The organism is Paenibacillus sp. XY044 (genome assembly GCF_002257645.1).
Lineage (GTDB): Bacteria > Bacillota > Bacilli > Paenibacillales > Paenibacillaceae > Paenibacillus_AQ.
The window spans coordinates 1,372,493-1,390,741 of the sequence record NZ_NQMO01000001.1 but is presented as its reverse complement, the minus strand read 5'-3'; the positions used below and the strand labels follow the sequence as shown (position 1 = coordinate 1,390,741).

16 protein-coding genes are annotated in these 18,249 nt (G+C 52.8%); 3 read left to right on the top strand and 13 right to left on the bottom strand.

From position 1 onward, the window contains the following. Positions 1–283 precede the first annotated feature (283 nt). A complete protein-coding gene (locus CJP46_RS06440) occupies positions 284–1,111 on the top strand; it encodes a COG4705 family protein (RefSeq protein ID WP_094594728.1) in 828 nt (275 codons plus the stop codon). A gap of 135 nt (positions 1,112–1,246) precedes the next feature. On the opposite strand, the gene CJP46_RS06435 is transcribed toward CJP46_RS06440, so the two are convergent. The 5 genes from CJP46_RS06435 to CJP46_RS06415 form a co-directional block, all read right to left on the bottom strand. Then, positions 1,247–2,002 carry an ABC transporter permease gene (locus tag CJP46_RS06435; RefSeq protein WP_094594727.1) on the bottom strand — a complete coding sequence of 252 codons (756 nt, stop codon included), beginning with the start codon at positions 2,000–2,002 and terminating at the stop codon, positions 1,247–1,249. Further along, complete coding sequence (locus tag CJP46_RS06430; protein ID WP_094594726.1) at positions 1,993–2,670, bottom strand: ABC transporter ATP-binding protein; 678 nt, start codon at positions 2,668–2,670, stop codon at positions 1,993–1,995. Before CJP46_RS06430 ends, CJP46_RS06435 begins: the two co-directional genes overlap by 10 nt. 188 nt (positions 2,671–2,858) lie before the next feature. After that, a complete protein-coding gene (locus CJP46_RS06425; RefSeq protein ID WP_094594725.1) occupies positions 2,859–4,031 on the bottom strand; it encodes an amidohydrolase in 1,173 nt (390 codons plus the stop codon). 141 nt (positions 4,032–4,172) lie between these two features. Continuing rightward, positions 4,173–5,972: an oligoendopeptidase F gene (gene pepF, locus CJP46_RS06420; protein WP_094594724.1), complete on the bottom strand. Its 1,800-nt coding sequence runs from the start codon at positions 5,970–5,972 to the stop codon at positions 4,173–4,175. A gap of 96 nt (positions 5,973–6,068) precedes the next feature. Next, a complete protein-coding gene (locus tag CJP46_RS06415) occupies positions 6,069–6,959 on the bottom strand; it encodes an AraC family transcriptional regulator (RefSeq protein WP_094594723.1) in 891 nt (296 codons plus the stop codon). Between the two features lie 149 nt (positions 6,960–7,108). Between CJP46_RS06415 and CJP46_RS06410 the strand changes: the two genes are divergently transcribed. Beyond that, a complete protein-coding gene (locus CJP46_RS06410) occupies positions 7,109–8,590 on the top strand; it encodes a sulfatase (RefSeq protein WP_094594722.1) in 1,482 nt (493 codons plus the stop codon). A gap of 147 nt (positions 8,591–8,737) precedes the next feature. On the opposite strand, the gene CJP46_RS06405 is transcribed toward CJP46_RS06410, so the two are convergent. The 7 genes from CJP46_RS06405 to CJP46_RS06375 all read right to left on the bottom strand — a co-directional run bounded on the left by CJP46_RS06405 (position 8,738) and on the right by CJP46_RS06375 (position 16,097). Then, the gene (locus CJP46_RS06405; protein ID WP_094594721.1) at positions 8,738–9,421 is read right to left on the bottom strand and encodes an ABC transporter ATP-binding protein; all 684 of its coding nucleotides are present in this window, start codon (positions 9,419–9,421) and stop codon (positions 8,738–8,740) included. Continuing rightward, positions 9,418–10,542, bottom strand: a complete 1,125-nt coding sequence (locus tag CJP46_RS06400; protein ID WP_094594720.1) for an ABC transporter permease — start codon at positions 10,540–10,542, stop codon at positions 9,418–9,420. Before CJP46_RS06400 ends, CJP46_RS06405 begins: the two co-directional genes overlap by 4 nt. Positions 10,543–10,608: 66 nt before the next feature. Continuing rightward, positions 10,609–11,985, bottom strand: coding sequence for a sensor histidine kinase (locus tag CJP46_RS06395; protein WP_094594719.1), 1,377 nt, complete (start codon positions 11,983–11,985; stop codon positions 10,609–10,611). Continuing rightward, a complete protein-coding gene (locus CJP46_RS06390; RefSeq protein ID WP_094594718.1) occupies positions 11,982–12,659 on the bottom strand; it encodes a response regulator transcription factor in 678 nt (225 codons plus the stop codon). Before CJP46_RS06390 ends, CJP46_RS06395 begins: the two co-directional genes overlap by 4 nt. A 295-nt stretch (positions 12,660–12,954) precedes the next feature. Next, a complete protein-coding gene (locus CJP46_RS06385) occupies positions 12,955–13,677 on the bottom strand; it encodes a GNAT family N-acetyltransferase (RefSeq protein ID WP_256992209.1) in 723 nt (240 codons plus the stop codon). A gap of 33 nt (positions 13,678–13,710) precedes the next feature. Next, positions 13,711–15,474 (bottom strand): dihydroxyacetone kinase subunit DhaK, encoded by a 1,764-nt coding sequence (dhaK, locus tag CJP46_RS06380; protein ID WP_094594717.1) that lies wholly within the window; start codon positions 15,472–15,474, stop codon positions 13,711–13,713. 200 nt (positions 15,475–15,674) lie between these two features. Then, positions 15,675–16,097 (bottom strand): nuclear transport factor 2 family protein, encoded by a 423-nt coding sequence (locus tag CJP46_RS06375; protein WP_256992208.1) that lies wholly within the window; start codon positions 16,095–16,097, stop codon positions 15,675–15,677. A gap of 259 nt (positions 16,098–16,356) precedes the next feature. Here CJP46_RS06375 and CJP46_RS06370 point away from each other — a divergent pair, with 259 nt between their 5' ends. Next, entirely contained in the window at positions 16,357–17,223 is an 867-nt protein-coding gene (locus tag CJP46_RS06370) for an SPL family radical SAM protein (protein ID WP_094594716.1), read from the top strand. A gap of 112 nt (positions 17,224–17,335) precedes the next feature. On the opposite strand, the gene CJP46_RS06365 is transcribed toward CJP46_RS06370, so the two are convergent. Continuing rightward, complete coding sequence (locus CJP46_RS06365; RefSeq protein WP_094594715.1) at positions 17,336–18,199, bottom strand: SDR family oxidoreductase; 864 nt, start codon at positions 18,197–18,199, stop codon at positions 17,336–17,338. Positions 18,200–18,249: the final 50 nt, after the last annotated feature.

Below are 18,249 nucleotides of genomic sequence, written 5' to 3'. Positions count from 1 at the left end.
GACCCTCCCTAAAAGTCGTATTGGATGAGTGAAATCCATGCGGATTAGCACTTTACCCTTCACAACTAGTTATAGAGGATGAAAATTAAAAACGGATGAGAATGTCCAATATCATCCAAAAGCAATTTTATCCAAGCGCCTGCTGCGCAGTACGTTTAAACATAGTGCATTTTCACAGAAATTTCTCATTCTCAGCTGTTACACTCATGGACAAAACCGACTCAACTCAGGCAGCATGAGCAAGCAGTGGAGGTGGTTTCTATGACGATAGAGGAGGATGTAGATGGAACAGTTTACGCATAATAAGGAGGGCTTGATCCAACCGCCCATGAGTCCGGAAAGGCGGATGTTAAGCAAAGTGCCGCAAGTCACCATCTTTTTTTGGATCATTAAAATCATGGCAACGACCGTTGGAGAGACGGCAGCGGATCTGCTGAACGAAAACCTCAACCTTGGACTGACCGTAACGACTCTGCTGATGACGATGCTTTTGATCGGATCTCTGGTTCTACAGTTCAAGGCGGATAAGTATGTGCCGTGGATCTATTGGCTATCGGTCGTATTAATCAGCGTGGTCGGCACTTTGATCACCGATAATCTGACCGATAACCTCGGAGTTCCGCTGGAAACGAGCACCAGTGTGTTTGCCATCCTGCTGATTGCAGTTTTCGTGGTTTGGTACGCAAGCGAAAAGACGCTTTCGATCCATTCCATTACGACGCAGAAACGCGAAGCTTTCTATTGGCTGGCCATTTTGTTTACATTTGCTTTAGGCACAGCCGCAGGAGACCTCATCGCCGAGACGATGAACTTGGGATACCTGATTTCGGCACTCATGTTTGCATCGATCATCGGTATCATCAGCTTGGCATATTACGGCATCAAGCTGAATGCCGTTCTCGCCTTCTGGCTCGCTTATATCTTGACAAGACCGTTCGGCGCATCCCTCGGCGATTATCTGTCGCAGGCGCCTGGCGACGGCGGCCTTGGGCTTGGAACCGTGGGAACCAGCGCTTTCTTCCTCGTCATCATTGTGGCCTTGATCATTTATTTGTCTAGATCTCAAACAAACGAAAATCTAACCGGTCCGCACCATATCACCGGAAAATAGACGGTTCATTGAAAAGGGCAGCGGGTCCAAATCCCGCCGCCTTTTTTTACTATGACCTAATGTAAAACAATCAGCGTCTTCACAAACCACAGAAATCAACAGTAAAGCAAGTTCTCACTTTGTAGAGGTTATTTATTACGAGTCCGAACGCATAAATTGGCCCAGCTTCCCGAACCATAACCGATAGCTCATCAGGGCCAGCAAAATGCTGGTCAACGCCGCCGACGAAGCGAACGCAAACATGATCAGGATTTGATAACGGACCGCCTCCAGCGGACTGGCCCCGGCCACGATCATACCGGTCATCATGCCGGGCAGTTGGACGAGCCCGACGGTCTTCATCCCGTCGATCGTCGGGATCATGCTGGAACGCGCCGAGCGGTTCAGCATTCGATGGATCGCCTGGCGCGGGCTTGCGCCGAGAGACAGCAGCGTTTCCACTTCTCCCCTCGAGGTCACTGCTTCCCGTTTCATTTGGTTCAGAAACAAACTGGACACGACCATGGCGTTCCCGATGGTCATGCCGCTGATTGGAATAACATAGCGAGCCGTGAGCGGGATAATGCTTAGAAAGAGCAGCAACCCCATCGTCACCACTTCTGTAATCGTAATGGTCAAACCAACGTACAGATAGATGCGCCGGAGCCCTTTTCCGCGCTTGCCTGCATTCCAGGTAGCTACCGCAATCATAACGACGAGGATCAATGCAACGAGCAGCAGATGTTGTGTGCCAAATATGTATTGAAGAACAAACCCGACAGCCAGCAGTTGAATCGCAGAACGAATCGTTCCAAACAGAATATCCCGTTCGAGTCCAAGCTTCTGCCATATGGATATGCCGACGGATACTGCAATAAATACAAGCGTCGAAGCCAGCGCAATTAGAGACATGCTATCCCTCCCTCGGACACTGTCCCATTGGAGAGCGACCAAACCCTTTCCCCGATCCGTGCCGCTTGCTCGCGATCATGGGATATCCAGACATAACCCGTTCCCTCTTGCCGGTTGATGTCCGTGATCAGATGCTCGACTGCATATTTGCTGACATCGTCGAGCGAGGAAGTGATCTCATCCAGCAGCAGAAGCTTTGGCCGCAGCAATAAGGACCGCACGAGAGCCACCCGCTGCTTTTCACCGCCTGAGAGGGTGGAAGCTTCTTTGGACAGCCCCATGTCTCCAAGCCCAACGCTTGACATCAGGTGAGCCGCATAGGATGGATCATATTCCGTATGATGCAGCCTGCTCACCGTACGCAGATTATCCTCAATCGAGCCCTCAAGCATGACCGGCGTTTGACTGACGTAACAGACGTTCATGCGCCAGGCTTGGGGGTCCCACTGCTGCAGCGGCTTTCCGAGCAGCACTAACTCCCCGCTGTCCGCTTCATCCAGCAGGCCCAGAATGCGCAGCAGGGTGCTTTTGCCCTGGCCGGATGGCCCGACGAATACGATTTTTTCCCCTGAAGGGACGGTGCCGGACATTTGCGCAAAGAGTGTTCTGTTAGCGACCGTGGATATCGTTTTGCTTAAATTCGTAAATGACAAGATGCTATCGACCATTCATAAATGTCTCCTCTGTATGTGGCATACTATCGTACGATTACCATCCATTTTAAACATTACCGGCCGGATTGTCATGGCTTTGGGATCGATCGCTCAATCCTGGGATGCCCACGCGTCCTATCCATGTCGCAACGACTGTAAGGAGGTGGAAAATAGGGAATAAAAAAAGCCGCGAAGCTCGCGGCTTATCGAGTATTCAATTCGTTCAGGCACCGTATCGCCAGATGGCTGTAATATTCAGCCGCTGGGAGCAAGGCGTCCTCTTCCGGATTAAATTTCGGATGGTGCAGTGCATAGGGCGAGTTGGACCCCACGTACACAAATGCGCCGGGAATTTGCTGAAGATAATAGGAGAAATCCTCTCCTCCCATGCTGGGTCCAAGCACTTTGGTGACATACCCGGATTCCTCCGCCGCTTCGCTGGCAAATTGGGCCCAGTAAGGATCGTTGATCGTGGCGAGCGGCCCCGGGTACCATTTCAACTCGGCCGAGACGCCCGCAGAAGCCCCAATCCCGTCAATGATCTGGCGGATCGTGTCCGGAATCCGCTTCTGCACTTCCACATCCAGCGTTCTGACCGTCCCCTCAAGCTCCACCGTTCCGGGAAGGACGTTCCATGTATTCCCGCCGGAGATGCGGGTTACGCTAACTACGACGGCATCCAGTGCGCTAACCCGGCGGCTGCTGATCGTTTGCAAAGCCAGAATAATTTGGGATGCGGCTACGATCGCATCGGTCCCTTTCTCAGGCGTCGCCGCATGGGCGCCGATTCCGTTAATGACGATTTCGAACCGGTCGACGCCGGCGGTGATGGCGCCTTCGCATGTGCCCAGCTCCCCAACCGCAAGCTCCGGCGAATTGTGAAGGCCGAAGATCGCCGAAACGCCTTCCAATCCTCCTGAATTCACCACGTCTTTAGCACCGTGTCCAGTCTCTTCCGCCGGCTGAAAAATGATACGCACCGTTCCTTGCAGCTCGTCCTCTTTTTCCTTCAGCAGATAGGCTGCTCCCAATGCGACGGTCGTATGAAAATCATGGCCGCATGCATGCATTTTCCCCGAATACTTGGATCGGAACGGAACGTCCACCTCTTCGTCGATCGGCAGCGCATCAATATCTGCCCGCAGTGCCATGATCGGTTCATTGCCGGTCCCGATTTGGGCGATAACCCCCGTCTTCAAGTTAGGTAAATCCAAAATTTCAATATTGGCTTCCTTCAGCCACGCTTTGATTTTGCGCGTCGTTTCGAACTCTTCATTGGATAATTCGGGCTCCTGGTGCAGATCGCGGCGGATGTCCACTAAGCGTTCCTGCAGCTCCGCAGCGGAACCGGCATTCGTTAAACCGGGATTGGCCATGCGAATTCCTCCTTCATCGTTTTAATCAGACTAATATGGTAGGGATTCAGATGTCAAATGATTTATAACGATTCGGTTTGTCATCGCTCAAAAAAAGAAAGGTCCGGAAAATCCGGACCTTTCATCTCTTCCATATAAAAATCAATACAAACTTTCAAGCTCATCGATCAGAGAACCGACATAAGCGGCCGCACTACGGATCGGATCAGGCTGCGACATATCCACGCCGGCCAGCTTCATCAGCTCCAGGGGACTCATGGAGCCTCCGGCTTTTAATACTTCGAGCCAGCGGTCCACCGCAGGCTGTCCTTCCTCCCGAATCAGCTTGGCTACGGCAGTGGATGCAGAGAGACCAGCCGCGTAGGTGTAAGGATACAAGCTCATATAGTAATGCGGCTGCCGCATCCAGGTTAACTTGGCTTCTTCGTCAATGACCACGTCCGCTCCCCAGAACGACGACAGAATATCGCCTTTCAGCTCGCATAAGGTTACTGCGGTGATCGGCACATTTTTCATGGCCAGATCGTAAACTCTCCGCTGCAGCTCCCCTTCCAATAAATGCGTCACAAAATTGTGGAAGTACGTGCCGAGCAGCTGCGAAATCACCCAGCGGCGCATTCTAGGTTCATCGGACTGTGCCAGCAAATGATCCGCCAGCAAGAGCTCGTTCATGGTAGACGGTGCTTCGATAAAATACAGCGACGGACGGGCATTCGTCAGCCGCTGGTATTTCCCTGCGAGCATCAAATGGCCGGCATGCCCTACTTCGTGAGCGAGCGTAAACGCGCCACGCATGCTGTCAGACCAGCTGATTAGAATATACGAGTGTACGCCCGGAATCGACGAGCAAAAGGCTCCCGTGCGTTTGCCGGCATTGTCCGCGTAATCAACCCATCTGCCGCGGAAAGCTTCCGATACGATTTCCCCGTACTCCGGTCCGAGGACGGCCAAAGCTTCCTTGATCAGATCCCCGGCTTCCTGGAAAGATATTTCCGGATTGTATCCCGGATCGAGCGGCGCTTTCAGGTCAGCAAACGTCATCTCGTCCAGTTGGAGCACCTTTTTCTTGAGAGCGGCATATCTGCGCATATGCGGCGCCAGCTCCTCCTGCAAAATATCCAGGATGTTATCGTACATTTCTTTGGTGACCTGCTGAGGCTGCAGAAGCATGTCGGTCACGGACTCGTATCCGCGCAGACGGGATTCAATAACCTGGCGCTTGACTTCGGTGCCATAAGCCTCGGCAAACGTATTGCGGTATTTGTGCAGCGTGTCGCTGAACGCTTTAAACGAGTTGCGGCGCAGTTTCGTATCAGGAGATTCGCAATATTTATTCTCATACAAGGCAAAGGAGACCGGGACTTCTTCCCCTTGGCCGTCAATCGCCGTCTTAAACGTCATGTCGGCCAGCTTGCTCCGTTCATAAATACGGTATGGAGCATCCAATACCTCGCCCAGCGAGGCCAGCACCTTCTCCGTTTCCGCCGTCAAGCGGTGGGACTTCGTTTGCAGGAGCAGGCGAAGGCTGCGCACGAATTCCCGCATTTCAGGCTGATCTGCTATGTACTGGTCAATCGTGCCGTCCGGAAGCGCAATGATTTCGGATTTGATAAAAGACAACGCCGAGCTGACCTGCGAAGCAAGGTCGCGCGCTTTCGAAGCGTTCGTCTGATTCTCCGGATTGATGCTGTCGCCGGACTGATGCAGGTACGCATAAGCTCCGGCACGGCTCATTCTGCCGGAAAGCTCTTCCTGGGCCAGCAGGCAGGCCAGCAAAGTACCGGCGCCTTCGCCAAGTTTGCCCTCATACTTCGCGACCGTGCCGATATCCCGCTGAATATCCATCAGTTCTTGCTCCCACGCTTCTTTAGACGGAAAGATATCATCCAGATTCCAGGTGGTTTCGACTGGCACTTCGGTCCGCGTTAAAATTTTCGACATGTGCAAAGCCCCTCTCCCAAGTTCTAGAATTGACCATTGTATAAATACCAATATGCTCCATTGTATCATATATGGATGCTGCAGCGGAAAGCGTTATTATTGGTACAACGGATTGTTCTTCCGATAGTGCGAAGGGGACATGCCGACGATTTTGCGGAAGGTGGCCAGGAAGTGGCTGTACTCTTCGAACCCGACTTCAGCGGCGACTTCCGCAAGCGGTCTGTTCGTGGCCAGCAGCAATCCCTGCGCTTTTCCGATTCTTACCTGCAGCAAATATTGGTAAGGGGATACCTTTAAATGGGTGCGGAATAGAAGCCGCAGATGCCCCGCGCTCGTATTGGCCACCTTCGCCAGATCTCCCAATCTGATGGGAGCGGCATACGATCTTTGAATAAAAGCACAAACCTCGCGTACTCTCTCGTCGACGACCGGTTCCGGGTTCATCAGATGCGGTTCAAGAACACGAATCAGTTCGGCGAACCAGTTCAGGCAGACCGCCTGTGCCTGCAGCTGGGTTGATGCCTGGGAGATGGACAGCTTACCGGATCCTATGCCGGAGGCCTCCCCCAAATCATGCAGCGGCTGCCACGCACGGACAAGGTCGTACCAGCCGTCCTTTAACCTTTGCCCGTCCTGAGCGTGATGAATCCGGAAACGAGGGGGCAGCCCGTACATTTCAGACCATTCGATCCCATGCATGTACACGGACACACTGGCGGACAAATAATGGATCGCTTCTCCTTCCCCCTCCCCTCCTTCCGTCATAAATGTGGTGTTCGGTGGAATCAGCACCACTTCACCCGGCTGCAGGTCATAGGCGTAAGGCCCGGCGAGCAGCCTGCGGCGGCCGGCCAAGATGTACCACAGCGTAACGCCGGGGTTGCGGTACCCCGGTGCGTTCCATTCCGGGCTGCGGATCCATTCAAAAGCAAACTGCAGTACCACTTTGTAGGGTTCATGAACGATTCCAAAAGGATCAGGGAACATTTCAACAGCCACCTCGAGTTCGGCATAACGATGTCATTTTGTTCGTTTTTTACGAGAAAATCATCGTTCTTTTCTACTGGATAAGCTTTCATTTATTTTAACATAGATCAAAGCAGGATTATTTCGCTCTGGAAAGGGATGAATTCTGAATGAAAGCCATTATGGTCATGTTTGATACGTTGAACCGGCGCATGCTTCCTTCCTATGGCTGCGATTGGACGCATCTCCCCAACTTTCGCCGATTGGAAGAGCGGACGGCCGTTTTTGACCGCAGCTTTGTCGGCAGTATGCCATGTGTGCCGGCACGCAGGGAGCTGCATACCGGACGTTACAATTTCTTGCATCGGAGCTGGGGGCCGCTCGAGCCTTACGATGATTCCATGCCGGAGATTCTGAAGAAGGAAGGCATACATACGCATCTCGTCACGGATCATCAGCATTATTGGGAGGATGGCGGGGCGACATACCACAGCCGCTACTCGACTTACGAGTTCATCCGTGGCCAGGAAGGCGACGCCTGGAAAGGCCGGCTGAAGGACCCGGTCATTCCGCCGCAAACCGTCGACCGTCCGCACACGGACATGTTCCGTCAGGACTGGATCAACCGCGAGTTTGCCAAAGAAGAAGAACGTTATCCGCAAGCGTTAACCTTTGAGGCCGGTTTGGAATTTATCCAGGCCAATGCGGATCAGGACCGCTGGTTCCTGCAGCTCGAGACCTTTGACCCGCATGAACCGTTCCGGGCTCCGGAACGGTTTCGGAAGCTGTACCTTCATGCTTATGAAGGCAAGCATTTCGACTGGCCGCCGTATGAAGAGGTCCGGCAGTCTCCGGATGAAGTTGAACATTTGCGGTATGAGTATGCCGCCCTGCTCTCGATGTGCGACCATTACCTCGGCCAGGTGCTCGACTTGATGGATGACAACGCCATGTGGCAGGATACGATGCTGATCGTGAACACGGACCACGGATTTCTGCTGGGCGAACATGATTGGTGGGCAAAATGCATCCAGCCGTTCTACAACGAGGTGGCCCATACGCCGCTCTACATTTGGGATCCGCGCTCGGGGATCAAGGGGGAGCGCAGACAAAGCCTGGTGCAGACGATCGATTTGGCGCCTACCCTGCTGGAGTTCTTTGATGTTGAAATCCCAGGGGATATGACCGGACGCCCCCTTCGAGACACCATTGCACTGGATGCGCCGGTGCGCCAGGCCGCGCTATTCGGCTTGCACGGAGGCCATGTGAACTGTACGGACGGGCGTTATGTGTACATGCGTGCGCCGGCAGGTCCGGAGAACGGACCGCTCTATAACTACACCCTCATGCCAACGCATATGCGCACACGCTTTTCGGTCGAGGAGCTGCAAAACATCGAGCTGGCGCCTCCGTTTGCGTTTACCAAAGGTGTATCCCAGATGAAAATCCCGTCGGATTCCTTAGAGCGTTATCATCGATTCGGCACGATGCTGTTCGATATGGAGAATGACCCTGAGCAGCAGTATCCGTTCCGGGATGAGGACATCGAACAAAAATTGATCGGATACATGCTGGAACTCATGAACGCCCACGATGCGCCTGATGAGCAGTACGTTCGAATCGGCTTGGAGCGATACAGAAATAACGTGTAACGATATTTTTATAAAGTTCACATAAAAACAAGAACGGCAATCTCCTCACAAATCGTGTTGGGGATTGCCGTTTATTCGCTAGAACCTCTCTGCAGCAGGGATGAATCCCGGTTTCAACGCCGAAATTTCACCTGGATTCATCAAGGTTCACGATCGTTTCTCCGTTAGTTTTCCTTTATCCAAATAAAATACCCGGTCGCAAAGCGGCAGCACTCTGTCATCATGCGTAACCATCACTGCACTTTTCCGCTGCTCCTTGACCTGCTTCGCGATCATGGCGACAACTTCCAGCCCGCGCGATGCGTCCAGGCTTGCGGTCGGCTCATCAGCGAACAGTACGGCGGGATCATTCATAAGCGCCCTCGCAATCGCCACCCGCTGCCGTTCACCGCCGGAAAGCTTTTCCGGATAGGCATTTTTTCGGTGTATCAGCCCCATCTTCTCAAGCAGTTCATGCGCCCTCGATTCGTAAACCTCCTTGCTGCTCCCCGCTAGCTTAGCCACGAGCATCAACTGCTCCTTCACTTTGAGATACGGAATCAGATTGGCATTTTGAAAAATAAACCCCATCTTCCTCAAGCGGAGCTCCGATAGGGCCTGACTATCCTGTCCGATCATTGACTTGCCGTCAATCAAGACATCTCCCCCGGTCGGCTCGAGCAGTGCTCCTGCGATCGATAAAAACGTACTTTTACCTGAACCTGACGGCCCCATGACGGCAACCAGTTCCCCTTCCGCCACCTCCAGGTTAAGACGATCCAGGATCGTCCGTTGAAATCCCCCGTCTGCAAAAACTCGCGAGATGTTCTGCATTACCAACCGATTAGTCATACTGCACCCCTCCCTATAGCGTCCAATGCGTCGATCCGGGCTACCTTCCATACGGAAAACAGCGAGCCCGCCAAAGACATCGCGATAAACGCACCGCAGGTAAGGGCCAGCATGTCCGCACCTAATTGAAACGGCATGGAACCGGGAAGGGCCATTTCCAGCACTTTGACCAAAAATAGGCTGACCGCCAGGCTGAATGCGGATAAGAGCAGCACTTGAAGTGTCACGCTTCCGGCCAAATAGGCGGTGCGCGTACCAATCGCTTTCAGGATGCCGAATTGGCTCGTTTTTTGAATCGTGATGACGTAAAAGAAGACGGCCAGCACAAACGCCGAGATGACAAACAGGAACGCAATCATCATCAACAGCGAGCCCTGCTCCTCTTTGTATCCGGGAATCGCCGACACGGCTTCCGCTTTCTTGATGATTTCAACGTTCGGAACAGCGCTTTGAATCTCGGATACTTGCCCCCCAGTCGCTTTAACCGCAACCGCGTTATAAACGGTCTTCTCTTCAGCACCACCGGACCCTGATTGCACAGACGTTGGCGAATGAAGTGCCATCCACTCTTCCTTGTTCAAGAACACGGCCGGAGCGTGGCTGAACGACTCATTTTTAACAAAGCCAGTCACGGTCCAACGGGTTCCCGAAGCTTGATCGACCAGGACGGATCCTATTTTAACGCCGTGCTCCGCCAGCTTCTCATCCACGACGATCCCGCCTTTTTCCTGTTTATCCGGTGTCCCCATGGTTACATCAGGCGCCAGCCATCCTTGGGGATTAACGGCTAACAGCGCAACATCGATTTTTTGAATGTCGCCGGAAAGGACGACGTTCGTCATTTGCACCCCCAGCGGCTCCGCATTCGATTCGCCCACGACGGACCGGATCTGTTCGAGCTTCTCCCCACCGATTTGTGATCGGGTAAAGCGATGATCGGATCCTTGCTCCAGCACGAAATGGCTGGCGGGTATATTTTGAATCGATGCTGCATTATCATAGGCCAAACCCTGAGCCAAACCCGTGACAAACAGAACAAGAAACGAAATCAGCAGCATGATGGCGGCAATCAACGTATACCGGCCCTTGGCGAATCTGATTTCCCGTAAAGCTAAATACATCCTGCTTCCCTCCTTTGGAATGAGTCCAGTATAGGAAGCGAATATGAACGGCGCATGAATGGCAAATTACAACGCGGGCAGCGTAACGGTGAAGCAGGTTCCTGCTGGTGAGCTGGTAACCTCAATGTGGCCTTCATGAAGCTGCACGATCTTTTTGACAATGGCCAAGCCAAGTCCCGTGCGCCCGGAGCCCCGTTCATGCGCCCGGTCTGCGCGATAGAAGCGGTCGAATAAAAAGGGCAAATGCTCCGCAGCGATTCCATCGCCCGTATCCCGAATTTCAACCTTGATCACGGCTTGCGCCTGCTCGGCATGAACGGTTATGGTTCTCCCGGCGGGAATATGCTCTACGGCGTTGCCTATTAAGTTCATCCACACCTGCATGAGCAGCACATCATCACCCGTTAACGTTAGAGTGTCCGGTATGGACAGCTTCAGCAGAAGCTCTTTTTCCTCGATACGCCACTGCAGCATTTGAACCGCCTGACGAACCTGAGCCCGCAAGGAAAAGGTTTTCCGGTTAACGGCTGCCTGCCCCTGCTCCAGGGATGAAAGCAAGAGCAGCTGCTTGCTGAGCATGGATAAATGACGGCTTTCCTGTTCGATGATGGATGCATAGTGCGCAGATTCCTCTAAAGAGAGATGGGTCTCGCCAAGCAGTTTGGCAAACCCCTGAATCGACGTCAGCGGGGACTGGATCTCGTGTGAAACGTTGGACACAAACTGCTGTCTGGCCTCATCCATCCGCTCCAGCTCCCGGCTCATAACCATAAAATGCTCGGCTAGCCGGCCGATTTCATCCCGCCTTTTAGTCGGCAGCACGATATTGTAATTCCCCTGCGCGATTCGCTTTGTTGCTTCAGATAACCGGGTCACCGGCTTGACGAGATAGCGTGTGCTGAACAAAAACAGGACAACGCTGATGGCTACCGTTAAAAGCCCGACCAAAGCGAAAAAAATCCGCAGCTCCCCGAATTGCAGAATCACGTCGGGATGCATAAACAGAGCGAATTGACGGCCGCCTGCCTTGACGGGTACACCGACCGTATTGCTTAACCGGTTATCAAAGAACCCGGAAATAAAAGGCTTGTTCGGGAAATGGGCCACACCATGATAGATGTTGCCCTGCAGTACCTCTGATACGGTACCTTTGCCAACGTCCATTTTACGAAAGCTGCGGCCATAGTAGCGGTCATCCTGTTCCCCGTCCGTCAAATAAATCTGATATCCAAGCGCTGCCGCATTCTGCAGGTAAGGATCGACATCCGCAGGCTCACTCTCCATAAACCGCTTCATTTGACTGGCGATTCCGACCAGCTTCTCGTCGTTGAACGGCTTGAGCTTGACGTGGTAATACATATTGGAAGCCAAAAAGCCGAGTGTGCTGCTGACGATAATAACAATTAGCGTTATGAGAAACACGCGGGAGTACAGCGATTTCATCGTTTGGGCACCTCTAATTTGTATCCGATTCCCCTTACGGTTTGGATGGAGAAATCGTCTGTATAGTCCGCAAACCGTTGGCGAAGCCGCTTGATATGGACATCTACCGTACGGTCATCCCCCTCGTAATCCGCTCCCCATACCAGCCGTATCAGCTCGTCCCGTGAAAACAGCCTCCCCGGATATTGGGCAAGCTGCGACAGCAGTTCAAATTCCTTCATCGGCAGCAATAAGACGCTCTGACCATCGGTGACCTCCACGTTGTTCCGGTCGATCACGATCCGGTTCAAATGAATCATATCGCTTGAGGTACGCTGATAGCGGCGGAAAAGGGCCTTGATGCGAAATACCAATTCCTCCGGTTCAAACGGCTTGGTCAAGTAATCATCTGTTCCCCGCGAGTAGGCTTCTTCCTTATCGGTAAGTTGATCTTTTGCCGTCAGCATGATGATGGGAATATCGTAATTTTCCCGAATAAATTCGCACAGCTCATACCCATCCATATAGGGCATCATGATATCCACAACGGCGAGGTCGATGGCATGTCTGTCCATCATTTTGGCCGCTTCCATTCCGTTATCGGCTTCGTATACTTGATAGCCCTCCTTCGTCATGACGAATCGCAGCAATTCCCGGATATGGCTGTCGTCATCCACGATCAGCAGTTGTCTCATCGGCGCTCCCCCACTTTATACACATTCGTATCTTTCAATATATCAAAAGGAGATGAACGGCATATGAACAAATCAATACAAAACCGTGCCTCCCGGATTATTTCCCATTGTTCCCCGCCATGTCTTCGTCTAAAAAATAGCGTCACCAAAAAAAGAGAAGCCCCAATGGGCTTCTGTCTTCTGCTTACACAATAGAAAAGATGCGCACGTCCTTGTACCTCTTCTCATGTCAGTCCATCCTCACGATTTTTGCCATCATATCCGCCCCTTAACCAACCATCCCGCTTCTCGGTCTCTAATAAATCGAAAAATTTACGCCATAGAAAGAAAGGCCTAATTTCCCGGCGACGCGCTGGGACGATAGATTATCCGATGAGGTGCTGTAGAGCGGAAAACAGCCGAGCTCCCGGACGGCCTTAGCCCATCCCGCCGTCGCGGCAGCGGCGTATCCCCTGCCGCGAAACTCTTCCAACGTTTCCAGCCCGGCTTCATGCGCTCTGGCACCAATGCGGACGCTGCGGCACACGGAGACGGCTCTGCCTCCCTGTACCACCGCGACGCCGGGCTGCGCATAGCTGAAATCGTCAACGAGCCATTCGAATCCTCCGCGGGCAAGCTGCCCCACATTTTCTGGCGTGATTCGCTGTACATCCACGGTCGGCTGCTGCATTTCCTCCGTAATATAAAAGCAGGGCCCCATCGTCACTTTCTTCGCTTGCAGCAGCTTCAAATAATCCTGATCATGCTTCGGCCCGGCCAGAAAATCAACCGCCGCGCTCTCGTTGGCACACCAGCTCTCCAGCTGCTTCATCAGTTGGTCGGGAACGTCATGACGGAAACGCCAAACGCTCTTTCCCTCCGTCGTCCTTCCCAAGAAGAACCGCGGAGCCGGGCCTGATCCGGGCCAAGGTTCATTGACGAGATGCAGGCGCCCGCTGCGGTCATGGGTAAACATAGCCTCCGCGTGGTACTCCATTAAATCGTGTGCGGAAGGTATATTGAGATGTCGGTTATTCAAAGTTCAATGCCTCCTCTGTGCCTGATTTGCTTTTCAATGATCTGCTGACTTCAGGGAATGCGCCAGTTCCGTAAAAATAACGCCCAGCGCGTAGGCTCCCGCATCCGGGTAACCGATGCTCCGGTCACCAACCGTTCCGGCGCGACCCATTCTGGCCACAATGTTCTCCGTTTGGTTGGCACCCTCAACAGCTGCCTCAGCAGCGGACAGGCCTGCGCTGATCAGGTCGGTCCCCTGCTCTGCCGCCTTCGCCCAAGCTTCGGCATAGGGACCAAGCGCATCGATCAGCGTTTTGTCACCCACGACGGCCCCTCTGCCAAAGGAACGCTCTCCCGTATCCTGAATTCCCTTGACCACGGCGTTCATCATGGCTGCAATGTCCCCTACGGATAGCTCGCTCCGGTTCCCCGCAAATTTGCCTGCCGCCCGGAAGGCCGAGCCCCAGATCGGACCCGAGGCACCACCGCAGTGCTCCATAATGATCAAAGAGCAGGCATCGAGGAATCCACCGATGTCTTGCACCTCTGAAGTCAGATCCGCCCATTCGGTTTTGAGCTGCTTAAACCCTTTCGCCACGCTCATCCCGAAGTCACCGTCGCCCGCATGAGCATCCAGCTCGCAGAACGGAATCTCGTTTTCGATAATGACGCGGCCCATCTGATCAACCAAATAGACGAGGTTATCCAGCGTAAGCTTCCCTTGATGTATGACGCCATGCGTATCATTAGTCGTCGTGCCGAAAGATGCCGGTTGTCGGTCGGTCTCTTCATCAGGTACATACTGTACCGGCTCGAATGGTCCGCGAACGGACAGAGCCGGCGTCTCGCACTCCTCGCTGAGCAGCTGCTTCAGCTGGGGATTCAGCTTCATGACCGAGAGTGACGCGCCGGCCATGTCAATGCTTGTCATGTAGTTGCCAACGAATACTTTATATACGCTAACGTTGCGCGAGGCGAGCTCACGAATGACGGCATGGTTCAGCAGGTATAATTCCTGCAGCGGTGTACCGCCGAATCCGTTCACCAGAACGGCCACCTCCGCGGGAGCGCTTTCGCTGATTCGCAAGCTCTCCAGCAGCTCGGCAACCATTCGGGAGGCCAGTTCGTCAGCGGTGATCAGCTTCTCCCGACGGATGCCTGGCTCACCATGAATACCGACGCCGTATTCCATTTCCTGCCCGCCGATCTCAAACGTCGGGCTGCCTTTGGCCGGCACCGTGCAGGACGTGAGCGCAAACCCGATGCTTTTGACGTTATCGACCGCATTCTGGGCGGCATGCTTAACCTCCTCCAGCGGCAGACCCGCTTCCGCGGCGGCTCCTGCGATTTTATGTACGAGCACCGTCCCGGCGACACCTCTTCGTCCGACGGTATAGAGGCTGTCTTCGACGGCGATATCGTCATCTACCTTTACGTACTCGACCCGGATGCCGTCCTCTGCGGCCAGATGGGCCGCATTTTGAAAGTTCATGATGTCGCCGCTATAGTTTTTAATGATCAGCAGGGTGCCCTTCTTGCTGGCAGAGGAGCGGATCGCCTGGTACACCTGAATTTGGGACGGTGAAGCAAACACATCGCCGCAGACAGCCACATCCAGCATCCCTTTGCCAATGAATCCGGCATGGGCCGGTTCGTGGCCGCTGCCGCCGCCGCTGATCAGCGTCACTTTATCCGGCTCGATCCGTTTCTTCTTGATGATTTTGTATTTGCGGATAAACTCAAGCTCGGGGTGGGCCAAAACCAGGCCGCTGCACATCTCCGCGACGAGCGTCTCGGGTCTGTTCATGATTTTCTTCATTGGATCGCATCCTTTCTTGGTTCAGGCTACCGTCAATTTCGTCAACAAACAGTTTCTTTTAAAACCCTCGTTACTTCTATAACCATTATACCGATACTGAGGCCGATTTTAATGGATACGACGTACGATTTCATCACACAACATATCATCTGAACGTAACATTCAAAAAAGCCGCCTTAATCAAAGCGGCTCCTCATGCTTCAGTAATTTTTCAACGGCATCCCGACAAATTCATGAAATGACCTGATCCGTTCCCCTTCAAATGCAAACACGACCGTAAGTACATTTTGATAAGGTTGGTTACCGAGCAGGCCTTCTGCTCGAAAAACCGTCACTCCATCATGGGAATCAGAAAGTTGAAGCAGCGGAGTTAACGCCACCTGCAGCACTTCCCTCTCGAACCGGACTAACTCGATGAATCGCTGCCCTCCGGCTTGCGGCTCTTTCCATTCGTCATAAGGTAAGGGGACAGAGAAACGAAAGTCTTCCGTCACAAGCGCAAGAAAATCTGCCGTCTCACCTTTTTCAAAGGCGGTACGGAACGCCTCAAACGCCCTTCCGCAGTTCGTATTGGCATCCCAAGCAATTGTAGCGGGCTTCCCGAAATCAATATCCGTTTTCATAATCATTTCTCCTTTTGGGGCCGATTTATCGTCTCACGAATGAAAAGACACTCTAAGAATACGGAATAAACATGACAGGCAATGGCTTATTTTCCAAAAAAGATGGAGCAGATGTAAATCGTTTTGACGCGGTGTAAATTACACTGCTTTTTTGCACGGATGTTTATGTGGTTACGTAATAAATATTATGTTAACCTATAGGATTCATCTCCCTAAACTTCCGTCATATCGGTTACAATAGGGGAAAGGAGCTGTGAACATGAACATCGAAACGAAAGAAATCACGGCCAAAACCATCCTCACCGAAGTAAAAGGATACTTGGATGTGGGATTCACCCACTCATTAAATTCATACAGCGGCTGTGCCTTCGCCTGCAAATACTGTTATGTAAGGGAAATGCCCATTCAGAAATTTAAAGACATGCCGTGGGGAACCTGGCTGGAAATCAAAACGAACGCGGCTGAAAATTATCGCAAAGAGATATTGAAGCTGCGGAAGAAAAACAAACCGGTTCATATTTTTATGTCGTCCGCCACCGATCCGTATCAGCCTATAGAACGCAAAGCAAACATAACCCGGGGGATTCTCGAAGAAATGATAAGCTGCCCGCCGGATTCGCTGCAAATTCAAACGCGTGGGCCGCTCATCACGAGGGATATCGACTTGTTGATTCAGCTCAAGGATAAATGCGAACTGCTGGTTTCGATGACGGTGGAAACGGACCGGGAGGATATAAAGCGGATCTTTGCCCCGCAAGCACCCGGTATACGCCTCCGTCTAAACGCCCTGCAGGAAGTTCATGAAGCAGGAATCAGAACACAGGCGTCTATCTCGCCGGTGCTGCCATTTACCCCTGATTTCCCCAAGGTCCTCAGCGGAATTGCGGATTACGTATGGATCGATACGCTGTTGATCGGAGACGGCATGCTTGGCAAACGTTCTGCCAGATTGGGCATGCCCGCCCTTTTTGAAGAGCACTGGTTAACGCCTTGGTACGACAAAGATATCCATCATCGGGTTTTGAAATATTTTCAAAAATACTTTCCACCTGACCGGATTCGCGTTTCCAAAGAGGAGGCCTTCCCGATAAAACAGGCGGAAGCGGCCAAGGATAACCTGAATTAGGCTGCCAGCATCACCTGCGCAAAAAAGCTGCAGACCGGGTCGCACAAGACCTAACGGTTACTGCAGCTTTCTTCATTTCGCATCGAGCTCCAGGCCAGTGGCCTAAGCTTCATTATTTAAGCCCGCTTACAATCTGATCCAGCGCTTTCGTTATCGGCGTTAGCGGCCGGCCGAGCAGCTTCTCGAAATCCTGGCTCTCGATCTCGAGCTGGCCTTCACGGATTCCCTGCTGAATGCCTACGACAATCGGGAGAGCAAATTCAGGTACTCCTGCTTGTTTCATGATGTCTGCATATTGTTCGTCGTCGACCTGCTGAAGCGGTACCTCTTTACCAAGCACCTCGCTCAGCGCAGACACCAGTTCCGATTGCGTCAGCGGTTTGCCGGACAGCTCGTAGACGGTGTTCTCATGTCCTTCCCCCGCTAAAACAGCTGCGGCCGCTTCGGCATACTCCTTCTGCAGCGCCCAGCCGACCTTACCGGATCCTGCCGACGTGATCCATGGCGCTCCAGCCAGAACCCCCTGGATGCTCGGGATCTCATTCTCCAGGTACCAGTTATTCCGCAAGAATGAATATGGAATGCCCGTCTTCAAAATGGCCTGCTCTGCGGCTTGGTGCGGCGGAGCAAGAAACAGCTTGCTCTCAGGTGCATGCCCCAAGCTTGTGTAGGCGATGAAGCCGACTTTTGCCCGTGCAGCAGCTTCCACTGCATTCGTATGCTGCCGAATCCGTGTTTCGTTGTCTCCGTCCGCGGAGATGATCAGCAGCCGGTCAATCCCGGCAAAGGTCGTATCCAACGATTCTGGCAGGTCAAAGTCTCCATGGCGAACGTCAATGCCCCGGGCCCGAAGATCCTCAGCCTTGTCCGGATTGCGAACGCTGACCGCCAATTGACTGGCAGGAATGGCCTGCAAAAGGATCTCCACCACTTTTCTACCCAGCTTCCCTGTTGCTCCGGTAACTAATAATTTCATCCTGAATCCTCCATTGTAACGTTATGATCTAAATTGTAACTATATTAGTA

Coding starts and splice junctions, on each gene's coding strand:
- CJP46_RS06410 (WP_094594722.1), top strand. CDS start 7,109: ATGAAAGCCATTATGGTCATGTTTGATACGTTGAACCGGCGCATGCTT.
- CJP46_RS06365 (WP_094594715.1), bottom strand. CDS start 18,199: ATGAAATTATTAGTTACCGGAGCAACAGGGAAGCTGGGTAGAAAAGTG.
- CJP46_RS06440 (WP_094594728.1), top strand. CDS start 284: ATGGAACAGTTTACGCATAATAAGGAGGGCTTGATCCAACCGCCCATG.
- dhaK (WP_094594717.1), bottom strand. CDS start 15,474: ATGAAGAAAATCATGAACAGACCCGAGACGCTCGTCGCGGAGATGTGC.
- pepF (WP_094594724.1), bottom strand. CDS start 5,972: ATGTCGAAAATTTTAACGCGGACCGAAGTGCCAGTCGAAACCACCTGG.
- CJP46_RS06390 (WP_094594718.1), bottom strand. CDS start 12,659: ATGAGACAACTGCTGATCGTGGATGACGACAGCCATATCCGGGAATTG.
- CJP46_RS06370 (WP_094594716.1), top strand. CDS start 16,357: ATGAACATCGAAACGAAAGAAATCACGGCCAAAACCATCCTCACCGAA.
- CJP46_RS06395 (WP_094594719.1), bottom strand. CDS start 11,985: ATGAAATCGCTGTACTCCCGCGTGTTTCTCATAACGCTAATTGTTATT.
- CJP46_RS06415 (WP_094594723.1), bottom strand. CDS start 6,959: ATGTTCCCTGATCCTTTTGGAATCGTTCATGAACCCTACAAAGTGGTA.
- CJP46_RS06425 (WP_094594725.1), bottom strand. CDS start 4,031: ATGGCCAATCCCGGTTTAACGAATGCCGGTTCCGCTGCGGAGCTGCAG.
- CJP46_RS06435 (WP_094594727.1), bottom strand. CDS start 2,002: ATGTCTCTAATTGCGCTGGCTTCGACGCTTGTATTTATTGCAGTATCC.
- CJP46_RS06430 (WP_094594726.1), bottom strand. CDS start 2,670: ATGGTCGATAGCATCTTGTCATTTACGAATTTAAGCAAAACGATATCC.
- CJP46_RS06400 (WP_094594720.1), bottom strand. CDS start 10,542: ATGTATTTAGCTTTACGGGAAATCAGATTCGCCAAGGGCCGGTATACG.
- CJP46_RS06405 (WP_094594721.1), bottom strand. CDS start 9,421: ATGACTAATCGGTTGGTAATGCAGAACATCTCGCGAGTTTTTGCAGAC.
- CJP46_RS06375 (WP_256992208.1), bottom strand. CDS start 16,097: ATGAAAACGGATATTGATTTCGGGAAGCCCGCTACAATTGCTTGGGAT.